This window comes from Rhodococcoides trifolii, from assembly GCF_014635345.1.
Classification (GTDB): domain Bacteria; phylum Actinomycetota; class Actinomycetes; order Mycobacteriales; family Mycobacteriaceae; genus Rhodococcoides; species Rhodococcoides trifolii.
This window is the reverse complement of record NZ_BMCU01000002.1, coordinates 644,690-665,487: the sequence shown is the minus strand read 5'-3', so window position 1 is coordinate 665,487 and position 20,798 is coordinate 644,690. Positions and strand designations below refer to the sequence as shown.

Annotated in this window: 19 protein-coding genes and 2 tRNA genes; 7 read left to right on the top strand and 14 right to left on the bottom strand. The window is 65.6% G+C overall.

Translation table 11 applies throughout. The features are described 5' to 3' along the window. Nucleotides 1-18: 18 nt before the first annotated feature. From cofC to IEW02_RS10325, 3 genes are read left to right on the top strand one after another with little or no spacing between them, the layout of a single operon-like run. A complete protein-coding gene (gene cofC, locus IEW02_RS10335; protein ID WP_188544700.1) occupies nt 19-762 on the top strand; it encodes a 2-phospho-L-lactate guanylyltransferase in 744 nt (247 codons plus the stop codon). 46 nt (nt 763-808) lie between these two features. Beyond that, the gene (locus IEW02_RS10330; RefSeq protein WP_188544699.1) at nt 809-3,007 is read left to right on the top strand and encodes an RNA degradosome polyphosphate kinase; all 2,199 of its coding nucleotides are present in this window, start codon (nt 809-811) and stop codon (nt 3,005-3,007) included. Between the two features lie 43 nt (nt 3,008-3,050). Further along, entirely contained in the window at nt 3,051-3,986 is a 936-nt protein-coding gene (locus IEW02_RS10325) for an NUDIX hydrolase (protein ID WP_188544698.1), read from the top strand. An 81-nt stretch (nt 3,987-4,067) separates the two neighbouring features. On the opposite strand, the gene IEW02_RS10320 is transcribed toward IEW02_RS10325, so the two are convergent. From IEW02_RS10320 to leuC, 3 genes are all read right to left on the bottom strand, one after another. Then, on the bottom strand, nt 4,068-4,739 hold the full coding sequence (locus tag IEW02_RS10320) for an HU family DNA-binding protein (RefSeq protein WP_188544697.1): 672 nt from the start codon (nt 4,737-4,739) through the stop codon (nt 4,068-4,070). 168 nt (nt 4,740-4,907) lie between these two features. After that, complete coding sequence (gene leuD, locus IEW02_RS10315) at nt 4,908-5,507, bottom strand: 3-isopropylmalate dehydratase small subunit (protein ID WP_188544696.1); 600 nt, start codon at nt 5,505-5,507, stop codon at nt 4,908-4,910. Between the two features lie 51 nt (nt 5,508-5,558). After that, on the bottom strand, nt 5,559-6,980 hold the full coding sequence (gene leuC, locus IEW02_RS10310; protein WP_371829929.1) for a 3-isopropylmalate dehydratase large subunit: 1,422 nt from the start codon (nt 6,978-6,980) through the stop codon (nt 5,559-5,561). 86 nt (nt 6,981-7,066) lie between these two features. On the opposite strand from leuC, the gene IEW02_RS10305 reads away from it, so the two are divergent. Both IEW02_RS10305 and IEW02_RS10300 read left to right on the top strand, forming a co-directional pair. After that, complete coding sequence (locus IEW02_RS10305; protein WP_188544694.1) at nt 7,067-7,768, top strand: IclR family transcriptional regulator; 702 nt, start codon at nt 7,067-7,069, stop codon at nt 7,766-7,768. A gap of 60 nt (nt 7,769-7,828) precedes the next feature. After that, nucleotides 7,829-8,008, top strand: a complete 180-nt coding sequence (locus IEW02_RS10300) for a DUF5302 domain-containing protein (RefSeq protein ID WP_188544693.1) — start codon at nt 7,829-7,831, stop codon at nt 8,006-8,008. Between the two features lie 50 nt (nt 8,009-8,058). Here IEW02_RS10300 and IEW02_RS10295 read toward each other — a convergent pair. The 5 genes from IEW02_RS10295 to IEW02_RS10275 form a co-directional block, all read right to left on the bottom strand. Further along, nucleotides 8,059-8,131 (bottom strand) — tRNA-Glu (locus IEW02_RS10295). A gap of 82 nt (nt 8,132-8,213) precedes the next feature. Next, a tRNA-Gln gene (locus IEW02_RS10290) sits at nt 8,214-8,285 on the bottom strand. A gap of 65 nt (nt 8,286-8,350) precedes the next feature. Then, nucleotides 8,351-9,349, bottom strand: coding sequence for a YihY/virulence factor BrkB family protein (locus IEW02_RS10285; protein ID WP_188544692.1), 999 nt, complete (start codon nt 9,347-9,349; stop codon nt 8,351-8,353). 6 nt (nt 9,350-9,355) lie between these two features. Next, the gene (gene gltX, locus IEW02_RS10280) at nt 9,356-10,888 is read right to left on the bottom strand and encodes a glutamate--tRNA ligase (RefSeq protein WP_188544691.1); all 1,533 of its coding nucleotides are present in this window, start codon (nt 10,886-10,888) and stop codon (nt 9,356-9,358) included. Further along, nucleotides 10,885-11,658, bottom strand: coding sequence for a fumarylacetoacetate hydrolase family protein (locus tag IEW02_RS10275; RefSeq protein ID WP_188544690.1), 774 nt, complete (start codon nt 11,656-11,658; stop codon nt 10,885-10,887). The genes gltX and IEW02_RS10275 overlap by 4 nt, the downstream gene beginning before the upstream one ends. A gap of 160 nt (nt 11,659-11,818) precedes the next feature. On the opposite strand from IEW02_RS10275, the gene IEW02_RS10270 reads away from it, so the two are divergent. Continuing rightward, nucleotides 11,819-12,967: an MFS transporter gene (locus tag IEW02_RS10270; protein ID WP_188544689.1), complete on the top strand. Its 1,149-nt coding sequence runs from the start codon at nt 11,819-11,821 to the stop codon at nt 12,965-12,967. 22 nt (nt 12,968-12,989) lie between these two features. On the opposite strand, the gene IEW02_RS10265 is transcribed toward IEW02_RS10270, so the two are convergent. The 5 genes from IEW02_RS10265 to IEW02_RS10245 form a co-directional block, all read right to left on the bottom strand. Further along, nucleotides 12,990-14,000, bottom strand: coding sequence for a 3-isopropylmalate dehydrogenase (locus IEW02_RS10265; RefSeq protein WP_188544688.1), 1,011 nt, complete (start codon nt 13,998-14,000; stop codon nt 12,990-12,992). Then, complete coding sequence (gene serA / locus IEW02_RS10260; protein ID WP_188544687.1) at nt 13,997-15,592, bottom strand: phosphoglycerate dehydrogenase; 1,596 nt, start codon at nt 15,590-15,592, stop codon at nt 13,997-13,999. Before serA ends, IEW02_RS10265 begins: the two co-directional genes overlap by 4 nt. Nucleotides 15,593-15,718: 126 nt before the next feature. Next, nucleotides 15,719-16,720 (bottom strand): ketol-acid reductoisomerase, encoded by a 1,002-nt coding sequence (ilvC, locus tag IEW02_RS10255; RefSeq protein ID WP_188545275.1) that lies wholly within the window; start codon nt 16,718-16,720, stop codon nt 15,719-15,721. Nucleotides 16,721-16,787: 67 nt separating this feature from the next. Further along, nucleotides 16,788-17,291: an acetolactate synthase small subunit gene (gene ilvN, locus IEW02_RS10250; RefSeq protein ID WP_188544686.1), complete on the bottom strand. Its 504-nt coding sequence runs from the start codon at nt 17,289-17,291 to the stop codon at nt 16,788-16,790. Then, on the bottom strand, nt 17,288-19,216 hold the full coding sequence (locus IEW02_RS10245) for an acetolactate synthase large subunit (RefSeq protein ID WP_188544685.1): 1,929 nt from the start codon (nt 19,214-19,216) through the stop codon (nt 17,288-17,290). The genes ilvN and IEW02_RS10245 overlap by 4 nt, the downstream gene beginning before the upstream one ends. A 246-nt stretch (nt 19,217-19,462) precedes the next feature. On the opposite strand from IEW02_RS10245, the gene IEW02_RS10240 reads away from it, so the two are divergent. Then, nucleotides 19,463-19,984, top strand: coding sequence for a PH domain-containing protein (locus IEW02_RS10240; protein ID WP_229745926.1), 522 nt, complete (start codon nt 19,463-19,465; stop codon nt 19,982-19,984). Here the strand turns inward: IEW02_RS10240 and IEW02_RS10235 are convergent. Continuing rightward, nucleotides 19,981-20,778, bottom strand: coding sequence for a DoxX family protein (locus IEW02_RS10235; protein WP_188544683.1), 798 nt, complete (start codon nt 20,776-20,778; stop codon nt 19,981-19,983). The genes IEW02_RS10240 and IEW02_RS10235 overlap by 4 nt on opposite strands. Between the last annotated feature and the right edge of the window lie 20 nt (nt 20,779-20,798).

Sequence of the window (20,798 nt, the reverse complement as noted above, 5' to 3'; positions counted from 1 at the left end):
GACTGGCAGGATCGACCCATGCACTCACCTCGGCGGCACGACACCGACCGGGCAGGCCGGAGGCCGGTCGTAGAGTCGGACCGGGCAGGCCGGAGGCCGGTCGCGCATTCCAGTGCCACCGCCCATCTGGTGGTCGCGGTGAAGGATCTCGACGCGGCAAAATCGCGCCTCGCCGACCGATTCCCGGCGTCGGCGCGCACGTCGCTGGTACTGGCGATGTTGCACGACACGCTCGACGCCGCCGCGGCAGCCGTCCCGGTCTCCGGTTGGTCGGTGGTGACGCCCGATTCGCGAGTGGCTCGCTTCGTACATGATCTCGGTGGGCACGTCATTCCGGAACCGCCGCTCGCCGGGTCCGTCGACGACCGCCTGAATACCGCCCTGGCGTCGGCGGACCGCCACGTACGCGGGACGAACGGTGTCGTCGACGTGATCGCATTGCAGGCCGACCTGCCCGCGCTGCGCACCGACGAACTCGAAGAGGCGTTCACCGAATCCGACCCACAGGGCCGTTCCGTCGTGGTCGACCACACCGGAACCGGCACGGCAGCGCTCATCGTGCGCGGCACGGCCGATCCGCTCGGACCGCAGTTCGGCGAAGATTCGGCGCGTCGGCACATCGAGTCCGGGGCCGCTCCCCTCACCGGCAACTGGCCGGGTCTGCGACTCGACGTCGACACCGCGGTCGACGTCCGCGCCGCGGTCGAACTCGGGGTCGGGCCGCATACCGGACGACTTCTCGGTGAACTCGGTTGGCTCTGACCCCTATCGGGTGCTGAAGGAGCACCGGGTGAGGGATGATCGTCGGGTGACCGACAACGAGGCGACCGATACCGACACCGAGACCCCCGCAGCGGAGACTTGGAGTGCCCCCCTGGCGAACACTCCTCCGTCCGCACCCACCGCACCGCCGGCCGCTACCGCCGAGGTCGCGGTCACTGTCGACCTGCTGCCCGAAGACAGGTACCTCAATCGTGAATTGAGCTGGCTGGACTTCAATTCGCGCGTGCTCGCCCTTGCCGAGGACTCGTCGCTGCCGCTGCTCGAGCGCGCCAAGTTCCTGGCGATCTTCTCCTCCAATCTCGACGAGTTCTACATGGTGCGCGTCGCAGGGCTCAAGCGTCGCGACGAGACCGGGTTGTCGGTCCGTTCCGCGGACGGTCTCTCTCCGCGCGAACAGTTGTCGCTCATCGGGCGTCGCACGCAGGAGATCTCGGTCCGGCACGCCCGCTTGTTCATCGACAAGATCCTTCCCGAACTCGCCGGTGAAGGAATTTCGGTCATTCGCTGGTCGGAGGTCAACGAGGTCGAACGTGAGCGTCTGACACGCTATTTCATCGAACAGGTGTTCCCGGTTCTCACTCCCCTGGCCGTCGATCCGGCGCACCCGTTCCCCTACATCAGCGGTCTGAGTCTCAATCTCGCAGTGACGGTGAAGGATTCGACCACCGGCGGTGAACACTTCGCTCGTGTGAAGGTGCCCGACAACGTCGATCGCTTCGTGCGCCTCGATCGTAGCGAGGACTCGTCCTCGATTCCGGCGTTCATTCCGATGGAGGAACTCATCGCGGCGCACCTCGACGTTCTCTTCCCCGGCCTGGAGATCGCGGAGCATCACGCGTTCCGCATCACCCGAAACGCCGACTTCGAGGTGGAGGAGGATCGCGACGAGGACCTGCTTCAGGCTCTCGAACGCGAGCTCGCCCGCCGGAGATTCGGGTCGCCGGTGCGTCTCGAGGTCGCGGACGACATGACCGAGCACATGCTCGAATTGCTGCTGCGCGAACTCGATGTCGATCCCGGTGACGTCATCGAGGTACCCGGGCTCTTGGACCTGTCGTGCCTGATGCAGATCTACGGTGTCGACCGCCCGAGCCTGAAGGACGCACCGTTCGTGCCCGCGACACATCCCGCGTTCGGTGAACGCGAGACACCCAAGAGCATCTTCTCCACCCTTCGCGACGGCGACGTACTCCTGCACCACCCGTACGACTCCTTCTCCACGAGCGTGCAGCGATTCATCGAACAAGCTGCCGCCGATCCGCACGTCCTCGCCATCAAGCAGACGCTCTACCGAACGTCCGGTGATTCCCCGATCGTCAACGCGCTCATCGCCGCTGCGGAAGCCGGCAAGCAGGTGGTGACCCTGGTGGAGATCAAGGCGCGCTTCGACGAACAGGCCAACATCGCCTGGGCACGCAAATTGGAACAGGCCGGGGTGCACGTGGTCTACGGACTTGTCGGCCTCAAGACGCACTGCAAGACGTGCCTGGTGGTTCGACGCGAAGGTTCCACCATTCGGCGTTACTGCCATATCGGTACCGGTAACTACAACCCCAAGACCGCGCGTCTGTACGAGGACGTCGGATTGATCACGGCGGCACCGGAAATCGGCGCCGACCTGACCGACCTCTTCAACTCGTTGACGGGTTACTCCCGCAAGGAGGACTATCGAAACCTGCTCGTGGCTCCGTACGGGGTGCGGGCCGGCATCATCGAGCGCATCGACGCCGAGGTCGAGGCCAAGCTGTCCGGGGCCGACGCGCGAATTCGGTTGAAGGCCAATGCTCTCGTCGACGAGCAGGTCATCGACGCCCTCTACCGTGCGTCTGCGGCCGGTGTGCCCGTTCAGGTCGTCGTCCGCGGCATCTGCGCATTGAAGCCGGGTGTTGCGGGGCTGAGCGAGAACATCGAGGTGCGGTCCATTCTGGGCCGGTTCCTCGAACATTCCCGGGTGATGCATTTCGATGCGATCGACCAGACCTGGATCGGCAGCGCCGACATGATGCACCGTAACCTCGACCGCCGCGTGGAAGTCATGGTGCAAGTGAAGGATCCGCGGCTCACCGACCAACTCGACAGCATGTTCGACTCGGCGCTCGACCCGACCACTCGGTGCTGGGTACTCGAACCCGACGGAAGTTGGCTGGCGTCGCCCGCCGACGGCGAGAAGGTGCGCGACCATCAGGTATCCCTCATGCGGCAGCGTCGCTACACGGGATCGTGAGAACGACCAACCGCGACAACGCTTCCGACGAAGGGATCATCCGGTGACGCCGTCGTCACACTCCAAGGACACCACGGTGTACGCCGCGGGCGCCGTGCTCTGGCGGCACTGCGGTGACGGGATCGAGATCGCCCTGGTTCACCGCCCGCGCTACGACGACTGGACCTTTCCCAAGGGGAAGGTCGAGAAGGGTGAGGTGCCGTCCGCCGCAGCGGTACGAGAAGTGGCCGAGGAAACGGGTTTTCGTGCCGTTCTGGGACGAAGCCTGTCCGCGGTGACCTACCGACTGCCCTCGTCCAAGAAGAGCAAGCACAGCGGCGACAAGCACGTCGACTACTGGGCGGCCGAGGCGGTCGACGGATCGTTCGCCCGCAACGACGAAGTGGACGAGTTGACCTGGGTTCACCCGGAGGCGGTTCGCGACGCACTGTCCTACGACATCGACGCGGAGGTGTTCGAGCGCTTCGAGCATGTTCCCGCGGACACGTCGACGGTGATTCTCGTTCGGCACGCGCGTGCCGGGAGCAAGTCGCGTTATCGCGGCGACGACAGAGAGCGCCCACTCGACAGCCTGGGCGTGCAACAGGCAACCGCACTGGTCCCCATGCTCTCGGCGTTCGGCGGTACCCGAATCCATTGCGCCGACCGGGTTCGCTGCATCCAGACTGTCGAGCCCTGGGCGCGTGCCACCGACACCGCCATCACGACGGACACTCTGCTGACCGAAGAAGGTTATGCAGCGAACCCGGATTCGGCCCGTGCGCGCGCCCTGGCCATCGCCACCAGCGGCCATGGTGTCCCGGTGATCTGCAGTCAGGGCAAGGTCATTCCCGACCTCGTGCAGTGGTGGGCGGACAAGGACGGGTTGAAGCTCGAGCGCACGCGCTCACGGAAGGCGAGCGTCTGGGTGTTGTCGCTGCGCGGCGGTTCGCTCGTTGCCGCCGATCACATCGACTCGCCCCTGCCGCGCATGGCCTGACCGCCACTGGCACAAGACAATCGACCCCGCACCCTTCGAGAGAGGTGCGGGGCCGATCGCGTCGGTGCGAGGAAGCGAAGCCTACTTGCGAGCAGTCTTCTTGGCGGGGGCCTTCTTGGCCGGAGCCTTCTTCGCGGGGGCCTTCTTGGCCGGTGCTGCCTTCTTGGCTGCAGTCTTGGCGGGAGCCTTGGTTGCGGGCGCCTTCTTGGCCGGAGTGGTCTTCTTGGCGGCGGTCTTGGCGGGAGCCTTGGTTGCGGGCGCCTTCTTGGCCGGAGTGGTCTTCTTGGCTGCCGTCTTGGCAGGAGCTGCCTTCTTGGCGGCGGTCTTGGCGGGAGCCTTGGTTGCAGGCGCCTTCTTGGCGGGGGCCTTCTTGGCCGGAGCAGCAGCCTTGGTGGCGGTGCGCTTGGCGGCGGTCTTCTTCGCGGGTGCAGCAGATGCCCCACGCTTGACGGCCGGACCGGAAGCCGAAAGCTTCTGTCCCCCGGCGATGACTGCCTTGAACTGAGCGCCCGGACGGAACGCGGGAACGGACGTCGGCTTCACTTTCACCGTCTCACCCGTGCGCGGGTTGCGGGCAACGCGGGCCGCGCGGCGACGCTGCTCGAAGACACCGAAACCGGTGATGGTGACGGACTCGCCCTTGTGTACGGCGCGCACGATGATGTCGACGACGTTCTCGACGGCTTCGGTTGCGCTACGACGATCGGCACCGGTTTTTTCGGTGAGGGCGTCGATCAGTTCTGCCTTGTTCATGAATTCCTCCGCGTTGACTGATGGCCCATCGTCGGACCGACTGCCCCCTACGGTAAACCGGAAAACGGCACTAGTCCACGAGCCACGCCAAATCAAGGGGGTATGGCGAGATGTTTGCCCCCCCATAGCGTGTCGCGGCGGAGCTCGGAATCGGGATCCCGGTCGGACTCAGGAAGCGGTCTCCGTCGTCACCGGTTTCCATGACGGCCTTGACTTTTCGTACTCGGAAATGGCCTCTACCTGCCGCAACGTCAGACCGATGTCGTCCAGACCCTCGAGCAGACGCCACCGCGTGTAGTCGTCAATGTCGAAGCGCACCACTAGCGTTCCGGCACTGACGGTCTTGGTTTCGAGGTCCACAGAAATTTCCAGACCCGGCTGCTGTTCGAGTGCTTTCCAGAGCAATTCGACGTCCGATTGTTCGACCTGAGCCGCGAGGAGCCCCGCCTTTCCGGCGTTTCCGCGGAAGATGTCGGCGAAGCGAGAGGCGATCACCACCCGAAATCCGAAGTCGGAGAGGGCCCAGACGGCGTGCTCACGAGACGACCCCGTACCGAAGTCGGGGCCCGCGACCAGAACCGAACCCTTGTCGTAGGGCGCAACGTTCAGAACGAACGACGGATCGTTGCGCCACGCAGCGAACAGACCGTCCTCGAATCCCGTGCGCGTCACCCGTTTCAGGTACACCGCGGGAATGATCTGGTCGGTATCGACATTGGATCGGCGGAGCGGTACACCGATTCCTTTGTGCTTCTTGAACTCGTCCACGGGAAATTCTCCTACCGAAAGTCGTTGTTGCGCGATGAAATGTGAACCGGGTCAGGCGAGGTCCGCCGGCGCGGAGAGCCGACCCCGAACCGCGGTGGCGGCCGCAACGGCGGGCGAGACCAGATGGGTGCGACCACCTTTGCCCTGTCGGCCTTCGAAATTCCGGTTGGACGTCGACGCCGAGCGCTCACCGGGAGCGAGCTGATCCGGATTCATCCCGAGGCACATGGAGCATCCCGCCTGCCGCCATTCGGCGCCGGCCGCGGTGAAGATCTCTCCCAGTCCTTCCGATTCCGCCTGTGCGCGAACGCGCATGGAACCGGGTACGACGAGCATACGCACGCCGTCCGCCACCGTTCGACCTTCGAGAATCTTCGCGGCAACGCGTAGATCCTCGATGCGTCCGTTGGTGCATGATCCGAGGAACACCGTGTCGACGGCGATGTCGCGCAACGGAGTCCCGGGGGTCAGCCCCATGTAGGACAACGCCTTCTCCGCGGACTGGGCGTCGCCCTCGTCGGCGATGGCCGCTGGATCGGGTACCGAGTCACCAAGCGGCGCACCCTGTCCCGGGTTGGTTCCCCAGGTGACGAACGGGGTGAGCGAGCTGCCGTCGATGCGGACCTCTTTGTCGAACACCGCACCCTCGTCCGTGACGAGGGTGCTCCACTCGGCAACTGCGGCATCCCAGTCGGCACCCTTCGGTGCGTGGGGGCGGCCCTCGATGTAGTCGAACGTGGTCTGATCGGGCGCAATCATGCCCGCGCGTGCACCGGCCTCGATCGACATGTTGCAGATGGTCATTCGGCTCTCCATCGACATCTTCTCGATGGCTTCGCCTCGGTACTCGATCACATGACCTTGTCCGCCACCGGTTCCGATCTGAGCGATCACCGCAAGGATGAGGTCCTTGCTACTGACGTCCGGACCGAGAACGCCGTCGACGGTCACCGCCATCGTCTTGAACGGGCGCAGCGAGAGGGTCTGCGTCGCCATGACGTGCTCGACCTCGCTGGTGCCGATTCCCATTGCGATGGCGCCGAATGCACCGTGTGTGGAGGTATGGGAGTCACCGCAGACAACTGTCATACCCGGCTGCGTGAGACCGAGCTGCGGTCCGATGATGTGCACGATTCCCTGATCGATGTTTCCCATCGGATACAACCGCACGCCGAACTCCTCGCAGTTGCGCCGGAGCGTGTCGACCTGGGTGCGTGAGACGAGATCGGCGATGGGCTGGTCGATGTCGATCGTCGGAACGTTGTGGTCCTCGGTGGCGATCGTCAGGTCCGGGCGCCGAAGTCCGCGGCCGGCCAGTCGCAGTCCGTCGAAGGCCTGCGGACTGGTGACCTCGTGGACGAGGTGGAGGTCGATGTAGATCAAGTCCGGTGTCTGGGCGTCGCCGTCGCCCCCTCCAGCAACCACGACATGCTGATCCCACACCTTCTGCGCCAACGTTCTTGCACCACTCACGAGCGTCACTCCAATGTCGATGGTTCGGCTGTTCGCTTCGATCCCGCATTCTTTGTTCTCAGCATTCGGGATACTAGTATCGAACTATGAGACAGCATAGCGGCATCGGTGTTCTCGACAAAGCGGTGAGCGTGCTTCATGCGGTGGCGGATCAACCCTGCAACCTGACCGATCTCTGCGCGCGAACCGGCCTGCCCCGCGCAACGGCGCACCGGCTCGCCGTCGGCCTCGAAGTGCACCGATTGATCGCACGCGATCCGGACGGTCTGTGGAGGCCGGGACCGTCACTGGCCGAGCTCGCCGCCAAGGCCGACGACCCACTGTTGGACGCTGCGGCTGCCGTCCTCCCGAGACTGCGCGAGATCACTGGTGAGAGCGTGCAGCTCTATCGTGTCGAAGGGTCCTTCCGAGTCTGTGTGGCCTCGGTCGAGCCTCCGACCGGTCTGCGAGACACCGTGTTGGTCGGGGCGCGCCTCCCCCTCACCGCCGGGTCGGGCGCGAAGGTTCTCCTGGCGTGGGCCGACCCCGCGTTGGTGCGAGCGGTGCTCCCGGCTGCGGCGTTCGGCGAACGCGTGCTGGCCGAGGTCCGTAAACGCGGATGGGCGCAGAGCGCTGCCGAACGTGAAGCCGGGGTGGCCAGCGTCGCGGCACCCGTCAGAGATGCAGCCGATACCGTCATCGCCGCGATTTCGGTGTCGGGACCGATCGACCGCATGGGACGACGGCCCGGATCTCGTTGGGCTGCAGACCTTCTCGCGGCCGCGGACGCCATCTCGAAGCGTCTGTGATCATCGCTTGTCATAAAAAATCGGCGACACCGCGCGGACCGAAGAGTACATTTCGGAACCATGACCGACGACACACCCACCGAGTCCGACGCAAGCGCCCAGAAGCGAAAGTTCCGAGAGGCACTGGAGAAGAAGAAGGCCAAGAACATTCCGACGGAGAGCCACAAGGGTGGCTCGAAGGTCGATTCTGCTCACGGCCCCGCAGCGCACGCGCCGATGTTCAGGCGCAAAAGCATCTAGCTCCGAACGACGAAAGACCCTCCGGTTGCCCGGAGGGTCTTCTCGTGTTGTAGCCCCGACGGGATTCGAACCCGCGCTACCGCCTTGAGAGGGCGGCGTCCTAGGCCGCTAGACGACGGGGCCAGGAACTTCCGGTAGTGCATGGTCAAGCTGCAAGAGCTTAGCCGGTGAGGAAATCGAAGACCAAATCGTCTTCGCTTCGACGCTGGGGTACCAGGACTCGAACCTAGAATGGCGGTACCAGAAACCGCTGTGTTGCCAATTACACCATACCCCAATGACCCGTCTCCGAGCCGAGGAGAAGACTACCAAACACCTACGCCGGTTCTCCAAATCCGCTGGTCAGGGGCTCTTGCTCTCGGCGGGATCGGGCTCGGTCGTCGTCGGTGGGTCGCTGAACGTGACCTCGATCTCCTCGAAACCTTTGCTGCGCTGAGCTTCTGCCTGGGCGGTGTAGGCATCCTTGTCGCCGTCGGTCAGCTCGACGTTGTCCGTGAACGGCGTCAACAACGACCTGGGGTGCAATCTGTCGACCCGAACGGCGTTGACCTCGAGGCACAGCACCAACATCAGCGACGCGATGTAGAGGAACGCGAGCAGACCCAGCACGATCGCGAACACGCCGTTGGTGGTGCTGGCGTTGCCGACGACGTACTTGATGTAGACGCTGCCGAACGACTGCATCCCCTGCCACGCCACCGCAGCGATCAGCGCGCCCGGCAGAACGTCACGTATGGAGAGGGCGCGGGTGGAGCCGATGATGAACGCGCCGACGAACGTCGCGGTGTTGACCACCAGCGCCGCGGCGAGGACGAGCAGGTGCGCGGACGGACCGAAGAACCCGGCGGAGTTGAATCCGTTCAGAATCGTCACGCCGATGATCGCCGAGCCGACGGTGCCGAGCAGAAACAACCCGCGCACGCGCGCGCGGACGGGATCCGGTCGCAAATTCTTCGGCACCGACCACACGACGTTCATGGCGTTCTGTACCGCCACCGCCACGCCGAGTCCGCCGTACAGCGAGCCGGCGATCCCGATCACGATTGCAGGCGTGCCGCCGCTGAGGCGATCGGGCTGACCGAGCTGATCACCGATCAGAGGAATTTGATTCAGAGCGGAATCGAGGATGGTCTGCTGCAACTCCGGATTGCCGGACAGAACGATGCCCAGCACCGTCGAGGCCAGCAGGAGCAAGGGGAACAGCGAGACGAAACCGTAGTACGCGATGAGGGCGGCGAGGTAGCCCCCCTGATCGTCGAAGAACTTATAGAACACAGCGAGGGGGAAACCCGCTGCGGGATGGCGCTGTTGGAACCGGTCGATGCGATCGGTGACGCCCATGATCGGCTACTCCGACCCGATCGACGCCCGAGCGTCACGCAACCGTGCAAGCGAGGTCTCACGACCGAGCAGTTCCATCGACTCGTACAGCGGCGGGCTGATGTGGGATCCGGTGACCGCAACTCGTACCGGTGCGAATGCCTTGCGCGGCTTCAGTTCCAGTCCGTCGATCAGCGCTGCTTTCAGTGCCTCCTCGAGCTCGGCCGCCGTCCACGCGTCCACACCCTCGGCGGCTGCGATGGTGGCGTCGAGCACCGGCGCAGCATCCGCGCCCAAGTTCTTCGCCGCGGACGCCGGATCGACGACGAACTGCTCGGCCGGCAACAGCAGGAACTTCAGCAGGTCCCACGCGTCGGACATGACGACGATGCGGGTCTGCACCAATTCGGCAGCCTCGACGAAGACGGCGTCGTCCACCCCGGCAGGCAATTGCCCCGAGTCCGAGAGGAACGTTCTCAGGCGCGCCGCGAAGTCCGCAGGCTCGAGAAGCCGAATATGCTCGGCGTTGATCGCGTCGGCCTTCTTCTGGTCGAAACGTGCCGGGTTCGAATTCACGCGTGAGATGTCGAACGCCGCAACCATCTGGTCGAGCGAGAACACGTCGTGGTCGTCGGCGATGGCCCACCCGAGCAGAGCCAGGTAGTTCAAAAGTCCCTCGGGGATGAAGCCGCGATCACGGTGCAGGAACAGGTTGGACTCCGGATCGCGCTTGGACAGCTTCTTGTTGCCCTGCCCCATCACGAACGGTAGATGCCCGAATTCCGGTGTGGCGTCGGCAACCCCGATGCGGACGAGCGCTTCGTACAGCGCCAACTGCCGGGGCGTCGAAGACAACAGATCCTCACCCCGCAGAACGTGGGTGATCTTCATTAAGGCGTCGTCGACGGGGTTGACGAGTGTGTAGAGCGGGTCTCCGCTCCCGCGGGTCAACGCGAAGTCGGGGACCGTGCCGGCGCGGAACGTGGTCTCGCCTCGAACGAGATCGGTCCAGGTGAGGTCGTGGTCCGGCATCCGCAACCGCACCACCGGCGGGCGCCCCTCGGCAACGAACTCGTCACGCTGCTCGTCGGTCAGATCTCGATCGAAGTTGTCGTAGCCCAGTTTCGGATCGCGGCCGGCGGCCTTGTGTCGGGCTTCGACTTCCTCTGCGGTGGAATACGATTCGTACGCCTCCCCCGCCTCGAGCAACTTCCGGACCACCTCCAGATGCTGATCTCGACGCAGCGACTGCCGATACGGCTCGTAGGGGCCACCCACCTCGGGGCCCTCGTCCCAGTCCAGTCCCAGCCACCGGAGCGCGTCCAGAATGGCTCGGTACGACTCCTCGGAGTCACGGCTCGCGTCCGTGTCCTCGATACGGAAGACGAAGGTGCCGCCGTGATGTCGCGCGAACGCCCAATTGAACAGGGCGGTCCGCACCAACCCGACATGCGGAGTTCCCGTGGGAGACGGGCAGAAACGAACGCGAACATCACTTTCCGACCGGCCTCCGGCCTCCCTGCTCCTTTCCGACCGGCCTCCGGCCTCCCCGCCGCTCACGGCTTGTCCACCACGGGATTGGTCAGTGCGCCGATGCCCTCGACCTCGACCGTCACCGACTGGCCGGCCACGATGGGGCCGACTCCCTCGGGCGTGCCCGTCAGGATCACGTCGCCGGGCAGCAAGGTCATCACCGCCGAGATCCACTCGATGATGTCGGGAATATCGTGCAGCAGAAGCGATGTGCGGCTGCGCTGCTTCACCACACCGTCGACCGTCGTGGTGATCTCGAGGTCGGACGGATCGATCGCGGTTTCGATCCACGGTCCGAGCGGGCAGAAGGTGTCGTACCCCTTGCCGCGTGTCCACTGCCCGTCCGCTTTCTGCTGATCGCGTTCGGTGACGTCGTTGGCGACGGTGTACCCGAGGATGACGTCCTTTGCCTTGGCGGCCGGGACGTCCTTGCACGGGCGGCCGATCACGACGGCCAGTTCACCCTCGTAGTGGACGTTCCGCGCACCTAGCGGCCGCACGATGTTCGCGCCGGGACCGACGATGGACGTGTTCGGCTTGATGAAGATCACCGGATTCTCCGGTGCTTCGGAGCCCATTTCTGCGGCGTGCGCGGCGTAGTTCTTTCCGACACAGATGACCTTGCTCGCCAGGATCGGCGCCAGGAGTCGCACGTCGTCCAAAGCCCAACTGCGCCCGGTGAACGTCGGCGTTCCGAACGGGTGCTCGGCGATTTCGCGCGCCGTACGACCGTCCCCTTCACCTTCGATTCCAACGAACGCCACACCGTCCGGACTTGCCACTCGACCCAATCGCATGGGCGAAGTCTATCCAGGTGCCGTACCGTCTCGCGGACGCCAGGAGTAGAGTTCACCATACAGGAACGTAATCTCACTAGGTGAGACGGAATGGCGAGGGGTCCCACCGGTGTCGATCGAGAACAGCACGGACACAATCACTTCCGCTCGGCGGTGGTCGATGCTCGCTTTGAGCATGCTCACCACTGCCGCGGCCGCGTTGTTGATCAACGGTGCGGCATTCTTGCTCCCGTCGCTCGTCGCCGATCGCGGCCTCACCCTCTCGACCGCCGGGATCGTCGTGGCAATGCCGACGGTAGGCGTGCTCCTGACCCTCTTTCTCTGGGGAGCGCTCGTCGATCGCTACGGCGAACGAGGCGTACTGGTGGCCGGCTCGCTGCTCACGGCCGGAGCGGCCGCCGGTGCCGCAGCGACCGACACCGACACTGGCCTGTCGATCTGCCTGCTGCTGGGCGGGATGGCCGCGGCGAGCGCCAACAGTGCCACCGGGCGAGTCGTGGTCGGTTGGTTTCCCGCCCACCGACGCGGCCTCGCCATGGGCATCCGTCAGATGTCGCTCCCTCTCGGAGTTGCGTTGTCCTCGTTGACTATTCCGACCCTCGCGCGCGACCACGGCATCGGAACCGCGATGCTTCTCCCCGCCGGGGCATGCCTACTCGCCGCTGTGGGGTGCGCCGTCGGAATTGTCGATCCGCCGCGCCCGTCGCGCAGCGACGCACTCGACGGCGGAATGTACGACAACCCCTATCGTGGCTCGGATTCGCTGTGGCGCATACATCTCGCGTCGGTTCTGCTGGTCGTACCCCAGTACGTGGTGTGGACCTTTGCGCTGGTGTGGCTGATGACGGACCGCAACTTCACGGAGGAATCCGCGGGGCTGCTCATCACCGCCACCCAGATCCTGGGTGCGTTGGGCCGAATCGGCGCCGGCGCCCTGTCCGATCGCGTCGGCAGCCGAATGCGGCCGTTCCGGTGGATTGCCATCGCCACGTCGGTCACGATGGGCCTGCTCGCCCTCACCGACGAACTCGACTCGTGGGTGTCCATCGCGCTTCTCGTCGTGGCGTCGGTGGTGACGGTGGCACCGAACGGCCTTGCCTTCACCGCTGTCGCCGAGATCGCGGGCCCGTTCTGGTCGGGCCGCGCTCTCGGCACGCAGAACACGAGCCAATATGTTGCGGCGTCGTTGGTGCCACCGCTGTTCGGCGCGGCAATCACTGCCTTCGCGTTCCCGGTGGCGTTCGCCATCTCGGCGATCTTTCCTGCGCTCGCTGTGCCGGTGATTCCGAGGGATCGGTCGATGGAGTAGGCCCGAGCGCCAAGCCCCGGCGCTACAGACTCGCCGCGATCCGATCACCGATCTCGGTGGTGGACGCCGCATCGGTTCCGCGCGAGGCGAGATCTGCAGCGACTGCCTTCTCGACCCGGGCAGCGGCGTCGTGTTCACCGAGGTTGTCGAGCAACAGCGACACCGACAGGATCGCTGCCGTGGGATCCGCTTTGCCCTGCCCCGCGATGTCGGGAGCGCTCCCGTGCACGGGTTCGAACATGGACGGGTTGGTCCCGGTTCCGTCGATGTTCGCGCTGGCCGCCAGACCGATGCCGCCGCTCACCGCAGCTGCGAGGTCGGTCACGATGTCGCCGAACAGGTTGTCGGTGACGATGACATCGAAACGACCGGGATCGGTGACGAGGTGAATCATCGCGGCGTCGATGTGCTGGTAGGCGACCTCGACACTCGGGAACTCGGTGGCGACCTCGTCGACCGTCCGCTTCCACAGCGAACCGGCGTATGCGAGAACGTTGGTCTTGTGCAGCAGCGTCAGATGGTTGCCACGGGCCTGCGCACGGGCGAACCCGTCGCGCACCACGCGCTCGACCCCGAAGCGCGTGTTCAGCGAGACCTCGGTCGCCACCTCGTGTGGCGTGCCGGTACGGATGGCACCGCCGTTCCCGGTGTACGGACCTTCGGTCCCCTCGCGCACCACGACGATGTCGATGGGCTTGTTTCCCACCAGCGGCCCGACGACGCCGGGGTACAGCTTGGACGGCCGCAGATTGATGTGGTGATCGAGAGCAAAGCGCATGTTGAGCAGCAACCCGCGCTCCAGCACACCGCTGGGCACGGACGGATCGCCGATCGCACCGAGGAGGATGGCGTCGTGTCCGCGGATCTCGTCGAGCACCGAACCGGGCAGCAGCTCGCCGGTCGCGTGGTAGCGGCGAGCACCCAGGTCGTAGTCGGTCTTCTCCGCACCCGGCGCAACGACATCGAGCACCTTCAGCGCTTCGCTGACGACCTCGGGACCGATTCCGTCGCCGCCGATCACCGCCAGTTTCACGACAGGTCCACCAGCTCGATCAGGGTGGCGGCGACCGAGTCGGTGATCGCGGCGCGCACATCGGTGGGCACGTCGCGGTCGACGCGCAACAGCACGGTTGCGCTGTCACCCTCGGCGTCCTGGCTGAGAGCAGCGGCCTGGATGTCGATGCCCGCGTCCCCGAGGGCGGTGCCGATGCGGCCGAGAGAGCCGGGCTTGTCTCCGTAGGAGACGATCAAGTTCTTGCCCTCGGCACGCAGGTCGAAGTTGCGTCCGTTGATGTTCACGATCTTCTCGACCGCCTGCGGTCCGGTCAGGGTGCCGGCGACGTTGACGACGGAGCCGTCGCCGAACACGGCGCGAAGGTCGACGACGCTGCGGTGGTTGGGGCTCTCCGGGGTCACGGTCACCTCTGCGGTGACTCCGCGATCGGCGGCCAACGACGGTGCGTTGACGAAGGTGACGGCCTCGTCGATGACGGCCGAGAACACTCCGCGCAGCGCCGAGAGCTTCAGGATTTCGACGTCCTCCGATGCGAGCTCACCGAAGACGTCGATGGAGACCGAGGTGGGGACGCCGTCGGACAGAGCGCCGACGATCAGACCCTGCTTGCGCACGATGTCGAGCCACGGCGCGACCTCCTCGCCGACGGCGCCGCCCTTGACGTTGACCGCGTCGGGAACGAACTCCCCTGCGAGAGCGAGCAATACGGACTTCGCGACGTCGGTGCCCGCGCGATCCTGCGCCTCGGAAGTCGAAGCACCCAGGTGCGGGGTCACCACGACCTGTGGCAGCTCGAACAGCGGGCTGTCGGTGCACGGTTCGCTGGCGTAGACGTCGATGCCGGCGCCGAAGACGTGACCGCTGGTGATCGCATCGGCGAGAGCTTGCTCGTCGACGAGGCCACCGCGGGCGGCATTGACGACGATGACGCCCTTCTTGGTCTTGGCGAGCGCGTCCTTGTCGATCAGGCCGGTGGTCTCGGGCGTCTTCGGAAGGTGGACCGAGAACATGTCGGCCCGCTCGAGCAGCTCGTCGAGGCTGACCAGCTCGATACCCAATTGTGCTGCGCGAGCGGCAGATACGTACGGGTCGTACGCGATGATGTGGGTCTCGAAGGCCGCGAGGCGCTGCGCGAACAGCTGCCCGATGCGGCCGAGGCCGACGACACCGACGGTCTTGCCGAAGATTTCGACACCGTTGAACTTGCTGCGCTTCCACTCGTGGTTGCGCAGAGTCGCGTCGGCGGCAGGGATCTGGCGAGCCGCGGCGAGCAACAGCGTCACGGCGTGCTCGGCGGCGGTGTGGATGTTCGACGTCGGCGCATTGACGACGAGGACACCGCGCTCGGTGGCCGCGGGGACGTCGACGTTGTCCAGGCCGACTCCGGCGCGGGCGACGATCTTGAGCTTCGGCCCCGCAGCGAGCACCTCGGCGTCGACGGTCGTCGCCGAGCGCACGAGCAGCGCATCCGCTTCGGGAACAGCAGCGAGGAGAGCGGGACGATCCGGACCGTCCACCCACCGGACCTCGACTCCGTCACCGAGTGCGTCGACGGTGGACTGGGCGAGCTTGTCGGCGATGAGGACGATTGGACGGCCTGGCTGGCTCACGTGAGGAACTCCCTGACGGTGGTTGGTGGGCGGGGACAGCTTAGTCGGCGGTTCCCCCATGAGTCAGGGGCACCCTCGGTCGATCTGCTGGTGTGAGGATGCCCCTGAGTACGAAAAGAGAAAAGGTTACGCAGTTTCGGTGATCGGCCGGTCGACCCAGCTCATCAGGTCGCGCAGCTTCTTGCCGGTGACCTCGATGGGGTGCTCGGCGTTCTCCTTGCGGAGGCCTTCGAGCTCGGTGTTGCCGTTCTCGACGTTGGCGACGAGGCGGCGAGTGAACTCACCGGATTGGATGTCGGCGAGGATGGCCTTCATGCGCTCCTTGGTGCCGGCGTCGATGACGCGCGGTCCGGAGAGGTAGCCGCCGAACTCCGCGGTATCGGACACCGAGTAGTTCATGCGGGCGATGCCGCCCTCGTACATGAGGTCGACGATGAGCTTGAGCTCGTGCAGCACCTCGAAGTACGCCATTTCGGGGGCGTAGCCGGCCTCGACCATGACCTCGAAGCCGACCTTGACGAGTTCTTCGGTGCCGCCGCAGAGCACGGCCTGCTCGCCGAAGAGGTCGGTCTCGGTCTCTTCCTTGAACGTGGTCTTGATGACGCCGGCGCGGGTGCCGCCGATGCCGCGGGCATAGGACAGGGCGAGCGCCTGTCCGTCACCCTTGGGATCCTGATCGATGGCGATGAGCGCGGGAACGCCCTTGCCGTCGACGAACTGACGACGCACCAGGTGGCCGGGGCCTTTGGGCGCAACCATGCCGACGGTGACGAAGTCCGGCGCGGTGATCAGGTCGAAGTGGATGTTGAGGCCGTGACCGAAGAACAGCGCGTCGCCGTCCTTGAGGTGCGGCTCGATGTCCTCGGTGAAGATCTTCGCCTGTGCGGTGTCGGGGGCGAGCAGCATGATCACGTCGGCCCATTCGGACACCTCGGCGGGCGTGCCCACTCCGAGGCCCTGCTCGGCAGCCTTGTCGCGCGACTTCGAGCCTTCCTTCAAACCGATGCGGACGTCGACGCCCGAATCGCGGAGGCTGAGCGAGTGCGCATGGCCCTGGCTTCCGTATCCGATCACAGCAACCTTGCGGCCCTGGATGATCGAGAGATCGGCATCGTCGTCGTAGAACATCTCGACTGCCACTGTGGTTTCCTCCTTGGTTGTCCGGGCCGAAAAGCCCGGCATGGTTCGGTGAATGTTAACGAGACGCGGTGATCGACTTCGGTCCACGCCCGACTGCAACCACACCCGACTGCACGATCTCTCGGATCCCGTACGGGTCGAGCATGCGCAGCAACGCGTCGAGCTTGGAGCGAGTGCCCGTGGCCTCGACCGTCACCGCTTCGGGCGAGACGTCGATAACCTTGGCGCGGAAGAGGTTCACGGTCTCGATGACCTCGCTTCGCACGCTGGCGTCGGCGCGCACCTTGATCAGCAGCAGTTCGCGTGCCACCGAGGCATCGTCTTCCTGCTCGACGATCTTGATGACGTTGACGAGCTTGTTGAGCTGCTTGGTGACCTGTTCGAGCGGGAACTCGTCGACGGTCACCACGATGGTCATGCGCGAGATCTCGGGAATCTCGGTGCCGCCCACGGCAAGTGAGGCGATATTGAATCCGCGACGGGAGAACAGCGACGCCACGCGGGCGAGAACGCCCGGCTTGTCCTCCACGAGGACGCTCAGAGTGTGACTGGTGCTCACAGCACTGTGCCTTTCGGTTGATCGAGGGACGTGGCTTCGACCGAAGGAACGAGAGTCGGCTCCTCGGCCGATTCGTCGTTGTCGAACAACGGCCGGATGTCACGCGCGGCCATGATCTCGGTGTTCGACGTGCCTGCGGCCACCATGGGCCACACCTGCGCGTCGGCACCGACGATGAAGTCGATGACCACCGGGCGGTCGTTGATCGCCCGTGCCTGTGCGATGACGGCGTCGACGTCTTCCTCCCGCTCACAGCGCAATCCGACGCACCCGAGGGCCTCGGCGAGCTTGAGGAAGTCCGGGATGCGGACGTCGCCGTGCGTACCGAGGTTGGTGTTGGAGTACCGCTGCTCGTAGAAGAGGGTCTGCCACTGACGCACCATGCCGAGGTTGCCGTTGTTGATGACGGCGACCTTGATCGGGATGCCTTCGATTGCGCAGGTGGCCAATTCCTGATTGGTCATCTGGAAGCAGCCGTCACCGTCGATGGCCCACACCTCGGTGTCGGGCATGCCCATCTTGGCGCCCATCGCGGCCGGGACGGCGTATCCCATGGTGCCCAGTCCACCCGAGTTCAGCCACGTGCGCGGCTTCTCGTAGGCGATGAACTGCGCGGCCCACATCTGGTGCTGACCGACACCGGCGCAGTAGATGGCGTCGGGTCCGGCGAACTTGCCGATCGAGGAGATGACGAACTCGGGCGACATGCTGCCGTCGGACGGCCGGTCGTAGCTGAGCGGGAACGTCTTGCGGATCCGATCGAGATACGCCCACCAGGGCGCGATGTCGATGACCGTGCCGGTGGCGCGGTCGTTGCGGATGGCTTCGACGAGTTCGACGATGACCTCACGGCAGTCACCGACGATCGGCACGTCCGCGTAGCGGTTCTTGCCGATCTCGGCGGGATCGATGTCGGCGTGGATGACCCGCGCGTTGGGAGCGAAGGAGTCCAACCGACCCGTCACGCGGTCGTCGAAGCGAGCGCCGAGGGTGATGAGCAGATCGCTGCGCTGCAGCGCCGCGACGGCCGCGACGGTGCCGTGCATTCCGGGCATCCCGAGGTTGAGGTCGTGACTGTCCGGGAAGACGCCGCGGGCCATCAGGGTCGTGACGACCGGGATGCCGGTCAGCTCGGCCAGTTCCAGCAGTTCCTTCGCCGCATTGGCCTTGATCACGCCGCCGCCGACGTAGAGGACCGGCTCGGACGCGTCGGCGATGAGGCGAGCTGCTTCGCGCACCTGCTTGCCGTGCGGCTTCGTCACCGGGCGGTACCCGGGCAGACGCATTTCCGGCGGCCACGAGAACAGCGTCTCCGCCTGCAGCACGTCCTTCGGGATGTCCACGAGCACGGCACCCGGTCGACCCGAGGAGGCCAGGTAGAACGCCTCGGCCATGATCCGGGGGATGTCCGCGCCGTCGGTGATCAGGAAGTTGTGCTTGGTCACCGGCATGGTGATGCCGGAGATGTCGGCCTCCTGGAAGGCGTCGGTGCCGATGAGCGCGCGGCCCACCTGGCCGGTGATGGCAACGATCGGGACCGAGTCCATCTGGGCGTCGGCGAGCGGCGTCACGAGGTTGGTGGCACCGGGACCGGACGTGGCGATGCAGACGCCGACCTTGCCGGTCGCCTGGGCGTAGCCCGTTGCCGCGTGGCCTGCGCCTTGCTCGTGCCGAACGAGGACGTGACGCACCTTGACCGAGTCGAAGAGCGGGTCGTACACCGGGAGTACGGCGCCGCCGGGAATTCCGAAGATGGTGTCGACGTCGAGCTCCTCGAGGGAGCGCACGACGGACTGTGCGCCGGTGACGCGCTCGGGCGGAAGTTGGCGACGGACCACCGTCGTCGACTGCTGCGGAGCGGGCTGGCTGCCGGCGGGCGACGACTTGCGTGCCGTGGGGCCGGGCCGTGCGGTTGGTGCGCTCACTGCTGTGTCCTTAGATCCTCATCCGGGCAAGAAAAAACCCTCGCCAGCGAATGCTGTGCGAGGGTGGCGCGTCGTGGCTGAATCGAGTCGAACTATCGGCTCACGCGACGACGCGCCTGCCGATTACGAGCAACTCTTTTTGCTTCACGCGTCGAACGGTAGGCGCGTGCGGCTGTATCAGTCAAACCTGGCGAACATCTGATCCCATTATGTGGGATGGCGTGTGTGCAATGCGAAGATGAAAGGGTGTCGTCTCCGCAGCAGTCCGAACCACCGTCCACAGTCTCCCACACGCCGCCGTCGACTCCGTCGCAGGTCATCCGCGTCCAGCCGCTCGCGCTGGCCGTCGTGGCGCTGACCCTGTTCGGCGTGTCTTTCCCCGCTCTCGGCTGGCCCCTGGGCTTCGGTTGGCTTCTGATCCTGCCCGTCGTCGCCGCGTACTGGGTGCTGCGTGTGCGCACGACGGTCACCCCCGACGGTCTCCGCACTCGAAGCATGTTCTCGTCCCGCACGGTGGCGTGGTCCGAGGTGTCCGGGCTCCGCTTCCCGAAGCGCCGGTGGGCACGCGCAGCTCTCACCGACGGAACGGAAACCGTGTTGCCCGTCGTGACGATCGACGATCTACCGCGTGTCGCCGCGGCGAGCGGCGGGCACGTTCCCGACCCGACACCGCCCGAGGCGGACGACGACGTCGTCGATCACACCGACGCGGTCGAACCGGCCCCCGACACGGAGGACCGGTCCGACCCGGACGACGGACAGCGCTAGACGAGCGGGTTCGCGCCGTTCAACAGAATCCACACCGTGACACCACCGGCGATACCGAGCAGCAGGACGATCACGGATCCGAAGAAGGGCCGCTTGGACCACTTGCGGCCACCGTCGAGCGCGATGCGGCCAGGACCAGTCAGGGCGATGCACCCCGCGGCGATACCGAGCAGAGTCTCGTACTCGACGCCGGTCGGCGCGAAGAACTGCAGCCCGGGTTCGGCGGTCTGTTTGAAGCACCAGGCGTTGATCATCACCGCGACCACGGACGCAGCCGCGAACGGGGTTGCCAGCCCGAGGATCAGCAGTGCGCCGCCGGCCGTTTCACCGATCGCGGCCAGCAACGCCAACAGCGACGGCTGATCGAAACCCGATTGGGTCAGCAGATCCTCGAACCCGCCCAGACCCGGGCCGTTGAACGCTCCCGTGAGCTTCTGCAGGCCGTGCACGAGGACGATCGCGCCGACCGTCACGCGCAGGACGAGCAGTCCGAGGTCCGTCGTTCCCCGACCTTCGCGCACCACCTCGGTGCGCGTCGCCGTCGGCGTCGTGGTGTCGGCGGTGTCGGACGTCGCCGCGAAATTGGTGGTCGGCGCGTTCGAGTCCGGATCGGCGAACGACGAATCGCGGTAGCGCGTGTTGGACGACGACGTACTACCGAAGCTCAACTCGTCCTCGGTGCGCGGCACGGACGTGCGCTGGCCCGGCGGGAACTTCTCCGTCGGCTGGTCGTAGGGACTGGAGGCGCCTTCGTAGGCCGAATCCCCCGATGTGTCTTTCGGCTTCTCACTCACACCGGTCACCCTAGATCAGC

Bases quoted from the DNA above. Each gene is read 5' to 3' on its own strand.
- cofC (WP_188544700.1), top strand. From the start codon at position 19: ATGCACTCACCTCGGCGGCACGACACCGACCGGGCAGGCCGGAGGCCG.
- IEW02_RS10320 (WP_188544697.1), bottom strand. From the start codon at position 4,739: ATGAACAAGGCAGAACTGATCGACGCCCTCACCGAAAAAACCGGTGCC.
- IEW02_RS10305 (WP_188544694.1), top strand. From the start codon at position 7,067: ATGAGACAGCATAGCGGCATCGGTGTTCTCGACAAAGCGGTGAGCGTG.
- IEW02_RS10300 (WP_188544693.1), top strand. From the start codon at position 7,829: ATGACCGACGACACACCCACCGAGTCCGACGCAAGCGCCCAGAAGCGA.
- IEW02_RS10285 (WP_188544692.1), bottom strand. From the start codon at position 9,349: ATGGGCGTCACCGATCGCATCGACCGGTTCCAACAGCGCCATCCCGCA.
- IEW02_RS10275 (WP_188544690.1), bottom strand. From the start codon at position 11,658: ATGCGATTGGGTCGAGTGGCAAGTCCGGACGGTGTGGCGTTCGTTGGA.
- IEW02_RS10270 (WP_188544689.1), top strand. From the start codon at position 11,819: ATGCTCGCTTTGAGCATGCTCACCACTGCCGCGGCCGCGTTGTTGATC.
- ilvC (WP_188545275.1), bottom strand. From the start codon at position 16,720: ATGTTCTACGACGACGATGCCGATCTCTCGATCATCCAGGGCCGCAAG.